This is a genomic window from Streptomyces actinomycinicus (assembly GCF_016741775.1).
Classification (GTDB): domain Bacteria; phylum Actinomycetota; class Actinomycetes; order Streptomycetales; family Streptomycetaceae; genus Streptomyces; species Streptomyces actinomycinicus.
In genome coordinates this window covers 113,989-130,774 of record NZ_JAERRK010000006.1, presented here as the reverse complement: position 1 = coordinate 130,774, position 16,786 = coordinate 113,989, and the positions used below count along the sequence as shown (strand labels likewise).

The following is a 16,786-nucleotide window of genomic DNA, read 5'->3' as shown; positions in this document are numbered from 1 at the left end:
TGGTGTATGCCGTCCGCGAGTTCGTAGGTCCGAGGGTCCGCGGTCCGCGGTCCGGTGTTCTTGGCTAGCGCACCGCCGCCCGCTCGGCCACGCGTCGTAGGAACGCCCGCCCGCGCCGTTCGCCGAGCAGGTGGCCGTAGAGCCACTGGACCGGGCGGAGCGCGGCCGGGCGGGTGGCGCCCAGGACGGCGAAGCGGGTGCCCCCCGCCTCGGGCACCGCTGCCATGCCGCCCACCACCCGCCGAGACTGCATCAGGCACCAGCCGGGGGAGAGCCGTACCTCGAAGGTCTCCGACAGGCCCGAACGGCCCACCGCGACCGCCTCTTTGCGGTCGGCGTCGCCCGGCGGTACGCGGAACTCCCGCAGGAACGGCAGGAGATACGGCAGTTCGGTCTGCAAGTCGGCGGCGATCGCCCACACCCGGTCGTAGGACAGGGGGAGGAACTCCTCGGCGTACAGGCCGGCGTGCAGACCCTCAGCCAGTACCCGAAGCCGCCGTACGGGATCGACGCTCATCGTGACCACGCTTTCCGGAAGGAGGTACGGGCCCGGTGCAACCGGGATTTGACCGTGCCCCGGGCCACCCCGAGGTGTTCGGCGACCGCGGCCTCGTCCAGCCCCTCCAGCTCGCGCAGCACCAGGACCGCGCGGTGCCGGACGGGCAGCCGGGCCAGGGCGTCCCGGACGTCGGCGGACAGCTCGCCGTCGGTGCCGGCGCGCAGTCCGCCGAGGCGTGCGAGGTCGACCGGGTCGGCGGGCTCCTCGGCACCGGTACGGCGTGCGACGCGTACCGCCTCGCGCACGGTGACGGTACGCACCCAGGCGTAGAAGGCCCGGGGGTCGCGCAGTCCGCGCAGGCCCTTGAACACGGCGAGCAGGGATTCCTGGACGGCGTCGGCGGCGTCGTGCGGCGCGATCGGACGGCACAGCCGGGTCACGTACGGGGTCACGAGCGCCAGCAACTCGTCCATGGCCAAGGCGTCGCCGTTCTGTGCGGCCGGGACCAGCACGGCGGCCGTCTCCCACGGCTCCGCGCGGCTCTCATCCGCCCCCTGGACGCACATCGGCGTCAGCCTAGCCGGGCACCGCACCATAGGCGCCGGGGAACCGGCCGTACGACGCCTCGTACACGTTCAAGACCTACGGCCGGCTGCCCTGACCCGGGGGCGGAGCCGCGACCGGTGGCCGGATGAAGCCGAAGGGCCCGCCGCTGGGTGCGACAGGCCCTTTCGGTCCGGAAGGGTGTGGCGTCAGCCGAGCTTGGCGAAGCCGTAGCCGAGGAGCTTCTTCGCGTCCGTCTCACGCTGGGTGATGGAGCTGGAGGCGAGGACGGTGCCGATGACCGTCTTGCCGTTCCGGGTCGCGGCGAAGACCAGGCAGTACTTGGCCTCGGGGCCGGAGCCGGTCTTCACGCCGATGGTGCCGCTGTAGCTGCTGAGAAGACCGTTGGTGTTCTTCCAGGCGGCCATCGTGCGGGTGCCGCCCGACTTGGTCTGGGTCTTCGCGGTGTACGACTTCGTCTTGACGATCGTGCGGAACGTGGAGTTCTTCATCGCACTGCTGGCGATCTTCGTGAGGTCGCGCGGCGTCGAGTAGTTGGACCCGTTGCCGATGCCGTCGAAGGAGTCGAAGTGGGTGTTGTTCAGGTGCAGGCTCTTGGCGGCGCTGTTCATCTTGCCGATGAAGGACTTCACGCGCGCGTCCACGGTGGAGCCGGAACCGAACTTGTCGGCGAGCGCGTAGGCGGCGTCGCAACCGGACGGCAGCATCAGCCCGTACAGCAGCTGTCGGACGGAGACCTTGTCCCCGACGATCAGGTGCGCCTGGGAGGCGTTGTTCCGGACGACGTAGTCGCTGTAGATCTTCTTGATCGTGACCTTGCTGTCGAGGTTCAGGTTCGACTGCGCGAGCACGACCTTCGCGGTCATGATCTTGGTGGTGGAGCCGGTGGACCGCTTGGTGTCGGCTGCCTTGGTGTACAGCGTCGAGCCGTTCGCGTCGTTCATCACGTAGCCGCCCTTGGCCACGATCGAGGGCGTGGTGACGGCCTGTGCGGGCGCTGTGGTGAGGGCACCGGTGGCGAGCAGCGCGCCGGAGGTGACGGCGACCGCGGCGGCTCTGCGGAGGCGGTTGCCCTTAATGCCGGTAATCAAAGTGATATACCCCGAATGTCTTGAATGCCCCTTGAGTGCGGCCCAGTTGAGGTGGCATGGGGGAGGGGGCCGCACATGTGTGACACGTAAGTAGCACAGAAGGTTGTGCGGGCGCTGGGAGAGGCCTTCGTCACGTCCGGATGATGGACGGAGCTGTCACTTGCGTACGTGTTGTATCTATCCTGTCGGCATGAAGACGGCCGTCGAGCAGCCCGCCCCGCAGTCCCTCAAGCCACCGCCCGCCGCCGACCGCGTGTACGCCCACGTCAAGCAGGGGGTGCTCGACCGCCGCTACGAGGGCGGCACCCTCCTTACCGAGGGTGAGCTTGCCGAGGCCGTCGGGGTCTCGCGCACGCCCGTCCGGGAAGCGCTGCTGCGGCTGGAGGCCGAGGGACTGATCCGGCTCTACCCGAAGAAGGGCGCCCTCGTCCTGCCCGTCTCGGCGCAGGAGATCGCCGACGTGGTGGAGACCCGGCTGCTGGTCGAGGAGCACGCGGCCCGCAAGGCCGTGCCCGCCCCGCCGGGCCTGCTGGAGCGGCTCACCGAGCTGCTGGAGCGGCAGAAGGCACAGGCCGCCGCCGGTGATCTGGCAGCCGCCGCGGTCACCGATCGCTGTTTTCACGCCGAGATCGTGCGCAGCGGGGGCAACGAGATCCTCTCCCGGCTCTACGACCAGCTGCGCGACCGGCAGCTGCGGATGGGTGTCGCCGTCATGCACTCGCACCCCGACCGGATCGCCAAGACGCTCTCCGAGCACGAGGAGATCCTGGAGGCGCTGCGCGCCGGCGACGCGGAGGAGGCCGTCGGGGTCGTGCACCGCCATGTGAGCTGGTTCTCGCACCTCGCACGGGGTGAGGTCCGATGAGCGCTCCGGCGCGCAATGCCACCCTTCCGGGTGACCCGCCGGGCGGACGCCGGGCCGTCGCCGTGTGGTCCGTGGGCGTCGCCGTCTACTTCGTCGCCGTCATCTTCCGTACGTCGCTGGGGGTGGCCGGGCTCGACGCCGCCGACCGCTTCCACGTGAACGCCTCCGCCCTGTCGACGTTCTCCATCCTCCAGCTGCTGGTCTACGCGGGCATGCAGATACCCGTCGGCCTGCTGGTCGACCGGCTCGGCACCAAGAAGGTGCTGACCATCGGGGCGGTGCTGTTCACCGCCGGGCAGCTGGGCTTCGCCTTCTCCCCGTCGTACGGCACCGCGCTCGCCTCCCGGGCCCTGCTGGGCTGCGGCGACGCGATGACCTTCATCAGCGTGCTGCGGCTGGGGTCCCGCTGGTTCCCGGCCCGGCGCGGGCCGCTGGTCGCGCAGCTCGCGGGGCTGGTCGGCATGGCGGGCAACCTGGTCTCCACCCTCGTCCTGGCCCGGCTGCTGCACGGCATCGGCTGGACCCCGGCGTTCGCGGGCAGCGCGCTGGCCGGAGCGGGCGTCCTCGTGCTGACCCTGCTGTTCCTGAAGGACCACCCCGAGGGGTACGAGCCGGAGCCCTCCCCGCACCAGGGCGCGGCTTATGTGCGCCGGCAGATCGCGGCGTCCTGGCGGGAGCCCGGCACGCGGCTCGGGATGTGGGTGCACTTCACCACCCAGTTCCCGGCGATGGTGTTCCTGCTGCTGTGGGGGCTGCCGTTCCTGGTGCAGGCGCAGGGGCTCAGCAGGGCCACGGCCGGTGAGCTGCTCACCCTCGTCGTCCTGTCCAACATGGTGATCGGGCTCGTCTACGGCCAGATCGTCGCCCGGCACCATGCGGCCCGGCTGCCGCTGGCGCTCGGCACGGTGGGGGCGAGCGCACTGCTGTGGGCGGCGACCCTGGTGTATCCGGGGGAGCACGCGCCGATGTGGCTGCTGGTGGTGCTGTGCACGGTGCTCGGGGCGTGCGGGCCGGCGTCGATGATCGGTTTCGACTTCGCGCGGCCGGCCAACCCGCCCGAGCGACAGGGCACCGCGTCCGGCATCACCAACATGGGTGGGTTCATCGCCTCCATGACGACGCTGTTCGCGATCGGTGTGCTGCTGGACGCCACCGGGGACGACTACACCGTGGCCTTCTCGGCCGTGTTCGTGCTGCAGGCGGTCGGGGTGAGCCAGATCCTGCGGTTGCGGGGGCGTGCTGTCCGGCGGGAGCAGGAGCGGTTGGTGGCCAGCCGGGTGGAGACGGTGCACGTGCCGGCGGTCTGAGCCGGGTTTCTCCCACCCGCGCAGCACCCGTTTCCAGTCGGCCGAGTGGCCGGACGACCCGCCGGGGTGCTCGCCGTCGGCGGCTGCCCCCGGTGAACCGGTGGACGCGCTTCTCGGCCGGCTCGTCGTGCGGCCGGATCCGTTTCGGTGTGCGTTCGGGCCGTCTCGTCCTGTGGTCCGGGCCGTCTCGTCGTGCGGTCGGATCCGGGGTGGTCCGCGGGCCTGCCGCTACGGCGTCACCGTGAAATGACGCAGGATGGCTGCCGTGAGGTCCTGGTCGCCCTCCGTCTTCACCCGGTCCGCCGCTGCCTCGGGGGTCACGCGGCCGCAGGCCAGGCGGACGTAGGTCTCCCAGTCGAGGGTGAGGGCGGCGGCGGGGCCGAGGGCGGGGGCCGTCTCCAGGGTGCCGCGGCCCTGGATGTCGACGCGGACCGTGCGCAGGAACTCGATCGGGCCGTGCACGTCGAACACGACCGCCGAGCTGCGCGGGGCGCCCGCGTCCTTCGCGACGACCTTGGGCAGCGCCTCCAGCAGGACGTCCCGGGCGACGTGGGCGCCCGGCGAGTCCAGGTTGCCGGGGCGGCCGAGGGCCGTGCGCAGGTCCTGTTCGTGCACCCACACGTCGAACGCCCGCATCCGGTAGGACTGTTCCAGGGTGACCTCGCTGCCCAGCACGCCGCGCACCATGGTGCCGGGGTCACGGGACTCGTTGCGCAGCTGGCGGTTGCGGCGGATGACCGTGTACTCCAGCTCGGCCGTCATCTCGGGCGCCGTGTGGTGGCGGCGGACGTCGACCTGCATCTCCATGTAGCGCTGGTGCTCGGTGGCGACGTGGAACAGGTCGCGCGGCAGGGAGTGGATGGGGCGCGGGTCGCCGAGCATCTCGCAGTCGAGGCCGATGACATGGGACACGACGTCCCGCACCGACCAGCCGGGGCAGGGCGTCCGCCGGTTCCACTCGCCCTCGACGAGCGACTGCACCATCTCGGATATCGCTTCGATGGAGTGCGTCCAGGCGTCGGCGTAGGGCTGGAGGGTGGGATGCAGACTCACGAACAGGACCCCTCGGCGGTCGGTACACGGGCAGGTGGTGGCGGCGTTGCCAGCGGGCGGCGGCTACACGGCGGCGGGTGTCTTGAAACGCTAAGTTACGCTGCTTGAAGGCACCCCGGCAGTGCTTTCGTGTGACGATCGTAGGCCTGTGTGGACGACTCGAATGCCAGGACGGTGGTAGTGTGCGCGCCTCGCTGATCCAGATCGCCGTGGACGAGGGCGAATCCGTGGACTCACGGCGGCGGCGTGCCGCCGGGCTCGTGCGGGAACAGGCCGGGTCCGACCTGGTCGTGCTGCCCGAACTCTGGACCACCGGTGCCTTCGCCTACGAGGAGTTCGGCCGGGAGGCGGAGCCGCTGGAGGGGCCGACGTACGAGGCGATGGCCAAGGCGGCGAGCGAGGCGGGCGTGTGGCTGCACGCCGGTTCCATCCCCGAGCGCGCGGCATCCGGCGGCGGCCCCGCCGCCGGGGACGGCTCCCTCTACAACACGACGCTCGTCTTCTCCCCTTCCGGTGAGCTGGCCGCGGTGTACCGCAAGATCCACCGCTTCGGCTTCGACAAGGGCGAGGCCGTGCTGATGGACGCGGGGCGTGATCTGGTGACGGTCCGGCTGCCCGGCACCACGCTGGGCGTGGCCACCTGCTACGACCTCCGTTTCCCCGAACTCTTCCGTGGCCTGGTCGACGCCGGCGCCGAGACGCTGGTGATCTCGGCGGGCTGGCCCGAGCGGCGACGCGCGCACTGGACGCTGCTGGCTCAGGCGCGGGCGGTGGAGAACCAGGCGTTCGTGCTCGCCTGTGGAACGGCCGGGACCCACGCGGGAGTTCCGCAGGCGGGTCACTCGATCGTGGTGGACCCGTGGGGCGAGGTGCTGGCCGAGGCCGGTGCCGGCGAGGAGGTCCTCACGGTCGACCTCGACCCGGCGAAGGTGGCCACGACCCGTGACCAGTTCCCCGCGCTGAAGGACCGCGTCCTGGGTCTGGAGCCACCCGGGCACCGGCGTTAGCCCCTGCCGGCCACAGGTGCGTCAGCCCCCGCCGGGCGCAGACGCAGGCGTCGGCTCCACCCTCATGGCCGGTCGTGGGCCCCGTCCCCGCGGTCAGTCCTCCTCCCCCTCCTTCTCGGCGAGGTGGATCACACAGACCGCGACCGCGATCAGCAGTGCGGGGTCGGCGTCCTCCCGTACGACGTCCACGCCGTACGTGTCGCGGACACTCAGCCACCGGCGGGAGATCACCGCGAGGAGTTCGCCGTCGTACTCGACGGCGAACTCGCGGTCCATGATCTTGCCGCTGACGTCCAGTTCGGTGCCGTCCACCAGGGACACCCGGTAGTGGTTGCGCAGCAGGGACAGCCGTTTGCGCTTGATCCGGGCCAGGGCCTCGCCGTCCCGTTCGATCACCATCGTGTCGCGCAGGGCGAACATCTTCTGGTGGATGTCGATCAGGACGTGCCCGTGGGCGTCCTTCAGCTCGAAGGTGTCGCGCAGCCGCATCGCCTTGCCGTCGACGAGGTATACCTTCCGGCCGTGTTCGTCCTCGATCCACCAGTCGTCACCGATGCCGAGGATCCGGTCGCGTACGAGGAATCTCATACCGGTCATGCTTCCCCGGCACCGGTTGATCGTCACGGAACCATCACATTCGGCGGAGAGAAGCGGTACTTCAAGCGGGATGTGCCGGGAGGGATCAAGAAGTGGTGAGACGGATCAAGCGGGCAGGCCTCGTGGTCGTCGGTGCCGCGCTGATGGCGGCCGCCTCCGGGTGCCACGGCGATGCGCCCTGCGCCGGATACGGCGTCGTCTCGGGTGTCGGTGTGCTGTTCGACCACCGGGGATACGGCGATCTGACCGGCGGTTCCTACCAGTTGTGCGCGCGGGGCGAGTGCGTGAAGGGTGCGCTGCGGCGGGAACGCATCACGAACGTGCGCCTTTCGCTGCCACGGGACGTGGACCCCGGCTCCGGCCCGATCCGCTTCCGGGTCACCCGAAAGGGCGAGGGCAAGGCGGTCATCGACACGTCTGTCGACGCAAGGCTCATCCATCAGACCGACGGCTGTGGCAGCAACGCCTACAGCCGCGGTCTCGCCTTCACCAAGGCGACCGGCCTGACCACGAAGATCCCGAAGTCGCTGTCGGACGCCTGGATGAAGCAGATCAGATCACTGGCGACCGCATCTCCGGACCCGTCCACGCCGTCCTGACCGGCCGTTTCGCCGATCCGGGCACCCCGAGCCCGGCTCCCTCGGCACCCGCGCTGCGTTCGTGGCGCTCGTCATGACGGAGCCGGGCTCTCCGGTTCCCGGACGACGGCCGCCTGCACGGGCACCGCCCCGAACCGCCTGCGGTAGGCCGACGGGCTCAGCCCCGTCTCCCGTCGCAGCCGGGCCCGCAGGTTGGCCGCCGTACCCAGACCGCTGCGCGCCGCGACGACGTCCAGCCGCTCCTCGCCCCGCTCGATCAGCCGGCACGCCAGTGCCACGCGCTCCCCGGTGAGCCAGGCCAGCGGGGTCGTACCCAGCTGGGCGCGGAAACGGCGGTGGAGCGTGGCGGGGCTGACCGCCGCGCGGGCCGCCAGGCCGGCCACCGTCAGCGGCTCGCCCAGCCGTTCCTGCGCCCAGGCCAGCAGCGGCCCGAGCGACTCGTCCGGCACCGCGGGCACCGGCCGCTCCACGAACTGCCGCTGGCCGCCGTCGCGGTGCGCGGCGAAGACCAGCCGCCGGGAGACGTGGTTGGCGATCTCGACGCCGTGGTCCCGGCGCACCAGGTGCAGGCCCAGGTCGAGCGCGGAGGCGCTGCCCGAGGCGGTGAGGATGTCGCCGTCGTCCACGAAGAGCACGTCCGGCTCCAGGCGTACCTGCGGGAACCGGGCCCGGAAGGCCTCCGCCCACATCCAGTGGCAGGCTGCCCGGCGCCCGTCCAGCAGTCCGGCCTCCGCGAGTGTGAACGCGCCCGAGCAGAAGCCGACGAGCCGGGCGCCCCGCGCGTGTGCCCGGCGTACCACCTCCAGGACGCGCTCCGAGCGGGGCACCTCGGTGTCCGGCCGGTTCGGCACGATCAGCGTGTCGGCGGACTCGGCGGCCTCCAGCCCGGCGACCCCGATGAGCGTGAAGAAGCCGTCCCGCATCCGGATCTCCGGACCGGCCGCGCACAGCCGGAAGTCGTACAGGTCCCGCCCCAGCTCGGGCCGGGCGAGCCCGAAGATCTCGATGGCGCAGCTCATCTCGAAGGGGTTGGAGTTGTCGTCGACCACCAGCACGACACGGTGAGAGGATCGTTGCGGCATATGCGATTTCTAGCACTCGTACGACGGCCCGGCCGGCCGCACGATGAACGCATGGAACCGATCTCCCTGAGCGACGCCCTCGCCTCCTTCACCGAGCGGTGGAGCCCCCGCATCGTCACCGCCGTCAACGACTACGACGTGCGCGTGGCGAAGGTCGAGGGCGAGCACGTCTGGCACGTCCACGAACACACCGACGAGTTCTTCCTCGTCCTCGCCGGCGAACTCCACATCGGCCTGCGCGAACCGGCCGGCGAGCGCACGGTGGTCCTGCCGAAGGGTTCGGTGTTCACCGTCCCGCGCGGCACCGAGCACAAGCCGTACGCGCCCGTGCCCACCGAGATCCTGCTGTTCGAGCCCACCGGAACCCTGACCGTCGGCGACCGGCACGACGAGGTCCCCGGGCACGTGGACGCGACGACCGGCCACGCACTCTCCTGACCGGACACGAGGACACACCTCGCCTGACCGGACACCGGGACACGCCTCGCCTGACCGGACGCTGGAATCCACCTCTCCCGACCGGACACCGGAATCCACCGGGACATCAGGTGCACGCAAGGTGAATTCGCTGTGGGGCGGGGCAAGTCGGCCGACCCACAGGTGAACTCGGGAGTCGAACGTGCGAAGTCGGCCTGCACGTCCGTCCGTTCGTCCCGGAGGAGTCCACCATGCCCGACGGCAAGGACACCGTCACCGGCGGAGCCGGCCCCGACACCCTCTCCGGCGGCCCCGGCCGCGACGTGATCCACCAGGACTGAGCGTTCTGCCGGAAACGGTCGCCGGAGCCGGCTGGCACCCTTGGACCATGACCGACTCCACACCCCGCCGACGTGCCCGTGTCCGCGCCCCCGAGCTGGTCGGCAAGGGCGGATGGATCAACACCGGCGGCAAGGAGCTGAAGCTGGCCGATTTCCGGGGCCGCGTGTTGATCGTGGACTTCTGGACCTTCTGCTGCATCAACTGCCTGCACGTCCTGGACGAGCTGCGCGAGCTGGAGGAGAGGCACCGGGACACGGTCGTGGTGATCGGGGTGCACTCGCCGAAGTTCGCGCACGAGGCCGATCACCGGGCGGTCGAGGATGCCGTGGAGCGGTACGGGGTGGGGCATCCCGTGCTGGACGATCCCGAACTGGCCACGTGGAAGCAGTACGCGGTCCGGGCATGGCCGACGCTCGCCGTGATCGACCCCGAGGGCTACGTCGTCGCCCAGCACTCGGGCGAAGGGCATGCGCACGCCATCGAGCGGCTGGTGGGCGAACTGGTGGCCGAGCACGGGGCGAAGGGGACGCTGCGGCGCGGCGACGGGCCGTACGTGCCGCCGGAGCCCGAGCCGACGAGCCTGCGCTTCCCCGGCGGGGCGCTGCTGCTGCCCTCGGGGAACTTCCTGGTCAGCGACACCACCCGGCACCAGCTGGTGGAGCTGGCCGAGGACGCCGAGACCGTCGTGCGCCGTATCGGCTCGGGGGCGCGGGGGTTCGGCGACGGCGGTCCGGCGGCGGCGTCCTTCAACGAACCGCAGGGGCTCGCGCTCCTCGGCGACGGCTCGGTGGTGGTCGCCGACACCGTCAACCACGCCCTGCGCCGCCTCGACCTCGCCACGGGTGCCGTGTCCACCCTGGCGGGCACCGGCAAGCAGTGGCGGAAGGGTTCGGCGACCTCCGGGCCGGCCCGCGAGGTGGACCTCTCCTCCCCGTGGGACGTGGCCGTCTTCGACGGCCGGGTGTGGATCGCCATGGCGGGCGTCCACCAGCTGTGGACGTACGACCCGGCGGCGCGGACGGTCGCCGTGGCCGCCGGCACCACCGACGAGGGCCTCGTGGACGGGCCCGCCGCCGAGGCCTTCTTCGCCCAGCCGTCCGGACTCGCGGCCACCGCCGACCGGTTGTGGCTCGCCGACTCGGAGACGAGTGCCCTGCGCTGGGTGGACCGGGAGGGGTACGTGCACACCGCCGTCGGGACCGGGCTGTTCGACTTCGGGCACCGGGACGGACAGGCCGGTCAGGCGCTGTTGCAGCATCCGCTGGGGGTCACCGCGCTGCCGGACGGTTCGGTCGCGGTCGCCGACACCTACAACCACGCCCTGCGCCGCTACGACCCCGATACGGGCGAGGTCACCACGCTCGCCACCGATCTGCGCGAGCCCAGCGGCGCCGTCCTCGTCGGCGCGGACATCGTGGTCGTGGAGTCGGCCCGGCACCGGCTGACCCGGCTGCGGCTTCCGCAGGAGGCGGTGCGGCCGGCGTCGGCGGACCGCCGCAGGCGGCGTGCCACGATCGAGGTGGCCCCCGGGCGCCTGCGGCTGGAGGTGCTCTTCCGGGCCCCGGCCGACCGGAAACCGGACACGCGGTACGGCCCGTCGACCCGGCTGCTCGTCTCCTCGGCCCCGCCCGAGCTGCTGCTCAAGGGCGAGGGAGCGGGCACGGAGCTGTCCCGTGAGCTGGAGCTGGATCCGGCGGTCACGGAGGGCGTGCTGCACGTCTCCGCGACGGCGGCGTCCTGCGACGACGCTCCCGCCGGGGGCGCCACCCGGCCGACGACGGGCGGTGAGCACCCCGCCTGTCACGTCCACCAGCAGGAGTGGGTCGTCCCGGTCCGCCTCGCCGAGGGCGGCGCGGACCGCCTGCCGCTCGTCCTGGCGGGCCCGGACGAGCAGGAGGCGGCGGCTCAGACGCCGTAGCCGTCGCTGTAGCCGTCGACGCGGTGGGTGTGGTGGTGGTGGGGTTCCTCCTCCACCACCGGTGTCGTCGGCGGGACCACGACCCGCCGGCGCCGTGCGATGCCGCTGAAGGTGGCCACTCCGATCAGACCCACGGCCATCAGGATCAGGCCGACGACCGTGAGGTTGACGCCCTGCATGTCCCAGTCGGTCGCGAACGTGAGAATGGCTCCCACGGCGATGAGGATGATGCATCCGCCGAGACCCATGAGGTTTCGCCTCCCCTTCCGGTTCCGGAATCTCCGGTGCCGTCCGGGTACCCGGCGTGGCCCGGACTAGCCCTCCAGGAACGCCGTCAGCGCGTTCGCCAGCAGGAACGGGTCGTCGGCGCCGCACAGTTCGCGGACGCTGTGCATGGAGAGGATCGCGACGCCGATGTCGACGGTGCGGATGCCGTGCCGGGCCGCGGTGATGGGGCCGATGGTGGTGCCGCACGGCATGGAGTTGTTCGACACGAAGGTCTGGAAGGGCACGTTCGCCTTCTCGCAGGCGGCGGCGAACACCGCACGGCCCGAACCGTCCGTGGCGTAGCGGTTGTTGACGTTGACCTTGAGGATCGGCCCGCCGTTGACCCGCGGGTGGTGCGTGGGGTCGTGCCGCTCGGCGTAGTTGGGGTGGACGGCGTGACCGGTGTCGGAGGACAGGCAGACGGTGCCGGCGAAGGCCCGGGCGCGGTCCTCGAACGAGCCGCCGCGGGCGAACACCGAGCGCTCCAGCACGGATCCGAGCAGCGGGCCGTCCGCGCCGGTGTCCGACTGGGAGCCGTTCTCCTCGTGGTCGAAGGCGGCGAGCACGGGGATGCGGGTGAGCGCCGCACCGGAGGTCGCGGCGGCGGCGAGCGCGGCGACACCGGCGTGCACGGAGAGCAGGTTGTCCATGCGCGGGCCGGCCACCAGCTCCCGGTCCCGGCCGAGGTGGGCCGGCGCCTCCACGGGGTGCGTCATCAGGTCCCAGCCGGCGACCGAGCCGGCCGCGAGCCCGGCCTCCTGCTCCAGGTAGGCGATCAGGTCGCCGTCCTGCACATCGCCGCCGAGGCCCCACACCGGCTGCAGGTGCCGCTGCTTGTCGAGCTTGAGGCCCTCCGCGGAGACGGAGCGGTCCAGGTGGATGGCGAGCTGGGGCACGCGCAGCAGCGGGCGGTCCACGTTCACCAGCACCGAGGAGCCGTCGCGCAGGGTGAGCCGGCCGGCCAGGCCCAGGTCCCGGTCAAGCCAGGAGTTCAGCAGCGGGCCGCCGTAGATCTCCACGGCGACCTGGCGCCAGCCGTGCGCGCCGGTGTCGGGGCGGGGCTTGACCCGGAGGTTCGGGGAGTCGGTGTGGGCGCCGATGATGTGGAACGGGGTGTGCGGCTCGGCGCCGTCGGGGACGTACCAGGCCACGATCGCGCCGCCGCGCAGCACGTACTTGCCGCCGCTCGTCCCGTCCCAGGCGTCCGTCTCGGCGACCTGCCGGAAGCCTGCCTTCTCCAGCCGCTCGGCGGTGTTCGCCACGGCGTGGTACGGCGACGGGCTGGCCGCCAGGAAGGACATCAGGTCGTCGGTGTGGCCGCGGTCGAAGCGGGCTGGTGCGCTCATGGGATTCACCTTAACGACGTGCACGGGCCCGCTCCCGGAAAGAGAGCGGGCCCGTGCGAGGAATCGACGGGGACGTCCGGAACGTCCAGGAGGAGGGCGTCTAGAAGGCGGCCTCGTCCAGCTCCATGAGGTCCAGCTCGACCGTGCCGGCGACCTTGCGGGCGAGGGTGACGCCCGGCAGGACGTTCGCCGCGAAGAACTTCGCCGCGGCGATCTTGCCGGTGTAGAAGGCCTTGTCCTTCGCCGAGGCGGTGGCCAGCTTCTCCGCGGCGACCGCGGCGCCCTTGAGGAGCAGGTAGCCGACGACGACGTCACCGGAGGCCATGAGCAGGCGGGTGGTGTTCAGGCCCACCTTGTAGATGTTCTTGGTGTCCTGCTCGGTGGCGGCGAGGTCGGTCAGCATCAGGCCGACGATCGCCTCCAGCTCCACGGCGGCCTTGGCGAGGTGCTCGCGGGCGCCGGCCAGCTCCTCGCCGCCGGTGCCGAGCGCGAGGAACTTCTTGATGTCCTCGGCGAGGGAGTTCAGCGCGGCGCCCTGGTTGCGGACGATCTTCCGGAAGAAGAAGTCCTGGCCCTGGATGGCCGTGGTGCCCTCGTAGAGGGTGTCGATCTTGGAGTCCCGGATGTACTGCTCGATCGGGTACTCCTGCAGGAAGCCGGAGCCGCCGAAGGTCTGCAGCGACTGGGCGAGCTGCTCGTAGCCCTTCTCGGAGCCGTAGCCCTTGACGATGGGCAGCAGCAGGTCGTTCAGCGCCTCTTCGGCGGAGGCGTCCTCGCCGTTGGCCTCCTTGATCTGGATCGCGTCCTGGATCGAGGCGGTGTACAGCACGAGGGCGCGCATGCCCTCCGCGTACGCCTTCTGCGTCATGAGCGAGCGGCGCACGTCGGGGTGGTGCGTGATGGTGACCTTGGGCGCGGTCTTGTCCATGAAGTTGGCCAGGTCCGGGCCCTGGACGCGCTCCTTGGCGTACTCCAGCGCGTTCAGGTAGCCGGTGGACAGCGTGGAGATCGCCTTCGTACCGACCATCATGCGGGCGAACTCGATGATGCGGAACATCTGGCGGATGCCGTCGTGCTTGTCGCCGATCAGCCAGCCCTTGGCGGGGTGCTTGTCGCCGAAGGTCATCTCGCACGTGTTGGAGGCCTTCAGGCCCATCTTGTGCTCGACGTTGGTGGCGTAGACGCCGTTGCGCTCGCCCAGCTCGCCGGTCTCGAAGTCGAAGAGGTACTTCGGGACGAGGAAGAGGGAGAGGCCCTTGGTGCCGGGGCCGGCGCCCTCGGGGCGGGCGAGCACGTAGTGGAGGATGTTCTCGGACATGTCGTGCTCACCGGAGGTGATGAAGCGCTTCACGCCCTCGATGTGCCAGGAGCCGTCCTCCTGCTGGACCGCCTTGGTGCGGCCGGCGCCCACGTCCGAGCCGGCGTCCGGCTCGGTGAGGACCATGGTGGAGCCCCACTGCTTCTCGGTGGCGACCTGGGCGATGTGCTTCTGGACCTCGTTGCCCTCCTCGAAGAGGATGCCGGCGAACGCGGGACCCGAGGAGTACATCCAGACGGCCGGGTTGGCGCCCAGGATCAGCTCGGCGTAGGCCCAGATGAGGGAGCGGGGCGAGGTGGTGCCGCCGATCTCCTCGGGCAGGCCGAGCCGCCAGTACTCGGAGTCCATGAAGGCCTGGTAGCTCTTCTTGAAGGACGCCGGGACGGGCGCGGTGTTGGTCTCCGGGTCGAAGACGGGCGGGTTGCGGTCGGCGTCGGCGAAGGACTCGGCCAGCTCGTTCTCGGAGAGGCGGGTCAGCTCCTCCAGGACGCTCTTGGCGGTCTCGACGTCCATCTCCTCGAACGGGCCGGTGCCGTACACCTTGTCGCGTCCCAGTACTTCGAAGAGGTTGAACTCGATGTCGCGGAGATTCGACTTGTAGTGCCCCATGGCGACGGCTCCGTAGAGAGATCGGCGAGGCACTGACTCCTCGCACCTAGTTCACGTACCAACAAGTAGCTCCGATGATGCTACCCGTCGGTAATAAGAAGCAACCCCTGCCGGTGCAAGTGTGAGAAGGGTCTACCCGCCCGTGCCCGTGAACAGGGTGGCCCCGGTCCGGCGGCTCGGTGAAAGACGGGTGACCGGCCGGTATCCCGCCTGCCGGGGAGCGCCGCCGCTGCCGTGGCCCGCTCTCGGTACGCTTGCGCCATGTACGGATACGGCCAGCCGATGGACGGGGGCGCTGCCCAGCAGCAGTACGCCTCGTCGCAGCAGCAGATGCCGGGCGGTGTCGGCGGGTACGGCCAGCAGCCGCCGCTCTACCCGGAGCCGTCCCCGCCCTCGCTCGCGGACGCCGTGCGCGCCTTCACCACCGGGCAGATGGCCGCCGAGGACTTCCAGCAGATCTTCGCCACCTCGAAGGTGTACTGCCCGCGCGGCGACACACCCGGCTTCCTGGCCCTGCACAACACCCAGCAGCCGGTGATCCCGATGTTCACCTCGCTCAAGGAGCTGCGCCGGTACGCGGGCAAGGAGTCCAAGTACTTCGTCATCACCGGCGCCGAGGTGATCGACCTGCTGCCCACCGGCTACGGCTTCGTCCTGGACATGGAGGGCGAGCACCGGATGGTCTTCGACGCGAAGGCGGTCGAGCAGATGGTCGACTTCGCGATGCGCCGTATGTACGGGGGCTGAGCCGAACGGGGCCGAGCGCCCCAGACCGAGATCCGGCAGGCGGACCACGGGCCCGGAGGGAATTCCCTCCGGGCCCGTTCTGTTGGGACTGGCAAGAAGTTCAATGCTCAACTAATGTGGGCGTACCAAGGAGGTACCCACCATGCCTGCAGTGACCGTCGAGAACCCGCTGACCCTGCCCCGCGTGACCGCCCCGGCCGACGCGGTGCCCCGCCCCGTGCTCGCCGTCACGACCGCCCCGAGCGGATTCGAGGGTGAGGGCTTCCCGGTGCGCCGCGCGTTCGCCGGGATCAACTACCGCCATCTCGACCCGTTCATCATGATGGACCAGATGGGCGAGGTGGAGTACGCGCCGGGCGAGCCCAAGGGCACCCCCTGGCACCCCCACCGCGGCTTCGAGACCGTCACCTACATCATCGACGGGATCTTCGACCACCAGGACTCGCAGGGCGGTGGCGGCACCATCACCAACGGCGACACCCAGTGGATGACGGCCGGCTCGGGCCTCCTCCACATCGAGGCGCCGCCGGAGCAGCTGGTCATGTCGGGCGGCCTGTTCCACGGGCTCCAGCTGTGGGTGAACCTCCCGGCCAAGGACAAGATGATGGCGCCGAGGTACCAGGACATCCGCGGCGGCAACGTCCAGCTGCTGACGTCCCCCGACGGCGGCGCACTGCTGCGCGTCATCGCCGGTGAACTGGACGGGCACCAGGGCCCCGGCATCACGCACACGCCGATCACGATGATCCACGCGACGCTGGCGCCGGGCGCGGAGATCACGCTGCCGTGGCGTGAGGACTTCAACGGCCTCGCCTACGTCCTCGCGGGCCGCGGAGCCGTCGGTGCCGAGCGCCGGCCGGTCCACCTGGGCCAGACCGCCGTCTTCGGCGCCGGTTCCTCGCTCACCGTCCGCGCGGACGAGAAGCAGGACTCCCACACCCCCGACCTGGAGGTCGTCCTCCTCGGCGGACAGCCGATCCGTGAGCCGATGGCCCACTACGGCCCGTTCGTCATGAACACCAAGGACGAGCTGATGCAGGCCTTCGAGGACTTCCAGAAGGGCCGGCTCGGCACGATCCCGGCGGTGCACGGGATGTCGGAAGGCGGGCTCTGACCCCTCGGTGCCCGGCCGGTCAGTCCACCGGCCGGGCCACGACG

The 16,786-nt window shown here is 70.9% G+C and carries 18 protein-coding genes; 9 read left to right on the top strand and 9 right to left on the bottom strand.

Annotated elements, in window-relative coordinates; translation table 11 throughout:
• Window positions 1–64: 64 nt before the first annotated feature.
• The 3 genes from JK359_RS14465 to JK359_RS14455 all read right to left on the bottom strand — a co-directional run bounded on the left by JK359_RS14465 (window position 65) and on the right by JK359_RS14455 (window position 2,154).
• Window positions 65–517 carry a hypothetical protein gene (locus JK359_RS14465; RefSeq protein WP_201835632.1) on the bottom strand — a complete coding sequence of 151 codons (453 nt, stop codon included), beginning with the start codon at window positions 515–517 and terminating at the stop codon, window positions 65–67.
• Complete coding sequence (locus JK359_RS14460) at window positions 514–1,065, bottom strand: RNA polymerase sigma factor (RefSeq protein WP_201835631.1); 552 nt, start codon at window positions 1,063–1,065, stop codon at window positions 514–516. The genes JK359_RS14465 and JK359_RS14460 overlap by 4 nt, the downstream gene beginning before the upstream one ends.
• Window positions 1,066–1,251: 186 nt before the next feature.
• On the bottom strand, window positions 1,252–2,154 hold the full coding sequence (locus tag JK359_RS14455; RefSeq protein ID WP_201835629.1) for a D-alanyl-D-alanine carboxypeptidase family protein: 903 nt from the start codon (window positions 2,152–2,154) through the stop codon (window positions 1,252–1,254).
• A 190-nt stretch (window positions 2,155–2,344) separates the two neighbouring features.
• On the opposite strand from JK359_RS14455, the gene JK359_RS14450 reads away from it, so the two are divergent.
• Together JK359_RS14450 and JK359_RS14445 are read left to right on the top strand one after the other, a co-directional pair.
• Window positions 2,345–3,019: a GntR family transcriptional regulator gene (locus JK359_RS14450; protein ID WP_201835627.1), complete on the top strand. Its 675-nt coding sequence runs from the start codon at window positions 2,345–2,347 to the stop codon at window positions 3,017–3,019.
• A complete protein-coding gene (locus JK359_RS14445; RefSeq protein ID WP_201835625.1) occupies window positions 3,016–4,326 on the top strand; it encodes an MFS transporter in 1,311 nt (436 codons plus the stop codon). Before JK359_RS14450 ends, JK359_RS14445 begins: the two co-directional genes overlap by 4 nt.
• Before the next feature lie 228 nt (window positions 4,327–4,554).
• Here the strand turns inward: JK359_RS14445 and JK359_RS14440 are convergent, their stop codons facing one another.
• On the bottom strand, window positions 4,555–5,379 hold the full coding sequence (locus JK359_RS14440; RefSeq protein ID WP_201835624.1) for a maleylpyruvate isomerase family mycothiol-dependent enzyme: 825 nt from the start codon (window positions 5,377–5,379) through the stop codon (window positions 4,555–4,557).
• A 182-nt stretch (window positions 5,380–5,561) separates the two neighbouring features.
• Between JK359_RS14440 and JK359_RS14435 the strand changes: the two genes are divergently transcribed.
• Complete coding sequence (locus JK359_RS14435; RefSeq protein ID WP_201835623.1) at window positions 5,562–6,386, top strand: carbon-nitrogen family hydrolase; 825 nt, start codon at window positions 5,562–5,564, stop codon at window positions 6,384–6,386.
• Window positions 6,387–6,479: 93 nt separating this feature from the next.
• Here JK359_RS14435 and JK359_RS14430 read toward each other — a convergent pair whose 3' ends face one another.
• The gene (locus tag JK359_RS14430; RefSeq protein ID WP_201835622.1) at window positions 6,480–6,974 is read right to left on the bottom strand and encodes an LURP-one-related/scramblase family protein; all 495 of its coding nucleotides are present in this window, start codon (window positions 6,972–6,974) and stop codon (window positions 6,480–6,482) included.
• A 104-nt stretch (window positions 6,975–7,078) separates the two neighbouring features.
• On the opposite strand from JK359_RS14430, the gene JK359_RS14425 reads away from it, so the two are divergent.
• Window positions 7,079–7,582, top strand: coding sequence for a hypothetical protein (locus JK359_RS14425; protein WP_307788110.1), 504 nt, complete (start codon window positions 7,079–7,081; stop codon window positions 7,580–7,582).
• Between the two features lie 71 nt (window positions 7,583–7,653).
• Here the strand turns inward: JK359_RS14425 and JK359_RS14420 are convergent, their stop codons facing one another.
• A complete protein-coding gene (locus JK359_RS14420; RefSeq protein WP_201835620.1) occupies window positions 7,654–8,664 on the bottom strand; it encodes a helix-turn-helix domain-containing protein in 1,011 nt (336 codons plus the stop codon).
• A gap of 51 nt (window positions 8,665–8,715) precedes the next feature.
• Here JK359_RS14420 and JK359_RS14415 point away from each other — a divergent pair, with 51 nt between their 5' ends.
• The 3 genes from JK359_RS14415 to JK359_RS14405 all read left to right on the top strand — a co-directional run bounded on the left by JK359_RS14415 (window position 8,716) and on the right by JK359_RS14405 (window position 11,341).
• Window positions 8,716–9,102, top strand: a complete 387-nt coding sequence (locus JK359_RS14415; protein ID WP_236677839.1) for a cupin domain-containing protein — start codon at window positions 8,716–8,718, stop codon at window positions 9,100–9,102.
• Window positions 9,103–9,332: 230 nt separating this feature from the next.
• Window positions 9,333–9,422: a hypothetical protein gene (locus JK359_RS40370; RefSeq protein WP_201835618.1), complete on the top strand. Its 90-nt coding sequence runs from the start codon at window positions 9,333–9,335 to the stop codon at window positions 9,420–9,422.
• A gap of 47 nt (window positions 9,423–9,469) precedes the next feature.
• A complete protein-coding gene (locus JK359_RS14405; protein ID WP_201835617.1) occupies window positions 9,470–11,341 on the top strand; it encodes an NHL domain-containing thioredoxin family protein in 1,872 nt (623 codons plus the stop codon).
• Here JK359_RS14405 and JK359_RS14400 read toward each other — a convergent pair.
• The 3 genes from JK359_RS14400 to JK359_RS14390 form a co-directional block, all read right to left on the bottom strand.
• Window positions 11,329–11,589 (bottom strand): DUF6458 family protein, encoded by a 261-nt coding sequence (locus tag JK359_RS14400; RefSeq protein WP_201835614.1) that lies wholly within the window; start codon window positions 11,587–11,589, stop codon window positions 11,329–11,331. The two genes, JK359_RS14405 and JK359_RS14400, sit on opposite strands and share 13 nt — an antisense overlap.
• A gap of 66 nt (window positions 11,590–11,655) precedes the next feature.
• Window positions 11,656–12,954, bottom strand: coding sequence for a M18 family aminopeptidase (locus tag JK359_RS14395; RefSeq protein ID WP_201835612.1), 1,299 nt, complete (start codon window positions 12,952–12,954; stop codon window positions 11,656–11,658).
• A 100-nt stretch (window positions 12,955–13,054) separates the two neighbouring features.
• Window positions 13,055–14,881, bottom strand: a complete 1,827-nt coding sequence (locus JK359_RS14390) for an acyl-CoA dehydrogenase (RefSeq protein ID WP_201835610.1) — start codon at window positions 14,879–14,881, stop codon at window positions 13,055–13,057.
• Between the two features lie 261 nt (window positions 14,882–15,142).
• Here JK359_RS14390 and JK359_RS14385 point away from each other — a divergent pair, with 261 nt between their 5' ends.
• The gene (locus tag JK359_RS14385; RefSeq protein WP_201835608.1) at window positions 15,143–15,628 is read left to right on the top strand and encodes an SseB family protein; all 486 of its coding nucleotides are present in this window, start codon (window positions 15,143–15,145) and stop codon (window positions 15,626–15,628) included.
• 142 nt (window positions 15,629–15,770) lie between these two features.
• Window positions 15,771–16,742, top strand: a complete 972-nt coding sequence (locus JK359_RS14380) for a pirin family protein (protein WP_201835606.1) — start codon at window positions 15,771–15,773, stop codon at window positions 16,740–16,742.
• Window positions 16,743–16,786 lie beyond the last annotated feature (44 nt).

Coding starts and splice junctions, on each gene's coding strand:
- JK359_RS14465 (WP_201835632.1), bottom strand. CDS start 517: ATGAGCGTCGATCCCGTACGGCGGCTTCGGGTACTGGCTGAGGGTCTG.
- JK359_RS14460 (WP_201835631.1), bottom strand. CDS start 1,065: ATGTGCGTCCAGGGGGCGGATGAGAGCCGCGCGGAGCCGTGGGAGACG.
- JK359_RS14450 (WP_201835627.1), top strand. CDS start 2,345: ATGAAGACGGCCGTCGAGCAGCCCGCCCCGCAGTCCCTCAAGCCACCG.
- JK359_RS14445 (WP_201835625.1), top strand. CDS start 3,016: ATGAGCGCTCCGGCGCGCAATGCCACCCTTCCGGGTGACCCGCCGGGC.
- JK359_RS14430 (WP_201835622.1), bottom strand. CDS start 6,974: ATGAGATTCCTCGTACGCGACCGGATCCTCGGCATCGGTGACGACTGG.
- JK359_RS14420 (WP_201835620.1), bottom strand. CDS start 8,664: ATGCCGCAACGATCCTCTCACCGTGTCGTGCTGGTGGTCGACGACAAC.
- JK359_RS14415 (WP_236677839.1), top strand. CDS start 8,716: ATGGAACCGATCTCCCTGAGCGACGCCCTCGCCTCCTTCACCGAGCGG.
- JK359_RS40370 (WP_201835618.1), top strand. CDS start 9,333: ATGCCCGACGGCAAGGACACCGTCACCGGCGGAGCCGGCCCCGACACC.
- JK359_RS14405 (WP_201835617.1), top strand. CDS start 9,470: ATGACCGACTCCACACCCCGCCGACGTGCCCGTGTCCGCGCCCCCGAG.
- JK359_RS14400 (WP_201835614.1), bottom strand. CDS start 11,589: ATGGGTCTCGGCGGATGCATCATCCTCATCGCCGTGGGAGCCATTCTC.
- JK359_RS14395 (WP_201835612.1), bottom strand. CDS start 12,954: ATGAGCGCACCAGCCCGCTTCGACCGCGGCCACACCGACGACCTGATG.
- JK359_RS14390 (WP_201835610.1), bottom strand. CDS start 14,881: ATGGGGCACTACAAGTCGAATCTCCGCGACATCGAGTTCAACCTCTTC.
- JK359_RS14385 (WP_201835608.1), top strand. CDS start 15,143: ATGTACGGATACGGCCAGCCGATGGACGGGGGCGCTGCCCAGCAGCAG.
- JK359_RS14380 (WP_201835606.1), top strand. CDS start 15,771: ATGCCTGCAGTGACCGTCGAGAACCCGCTGACCCTGCCCCGCGTGACC.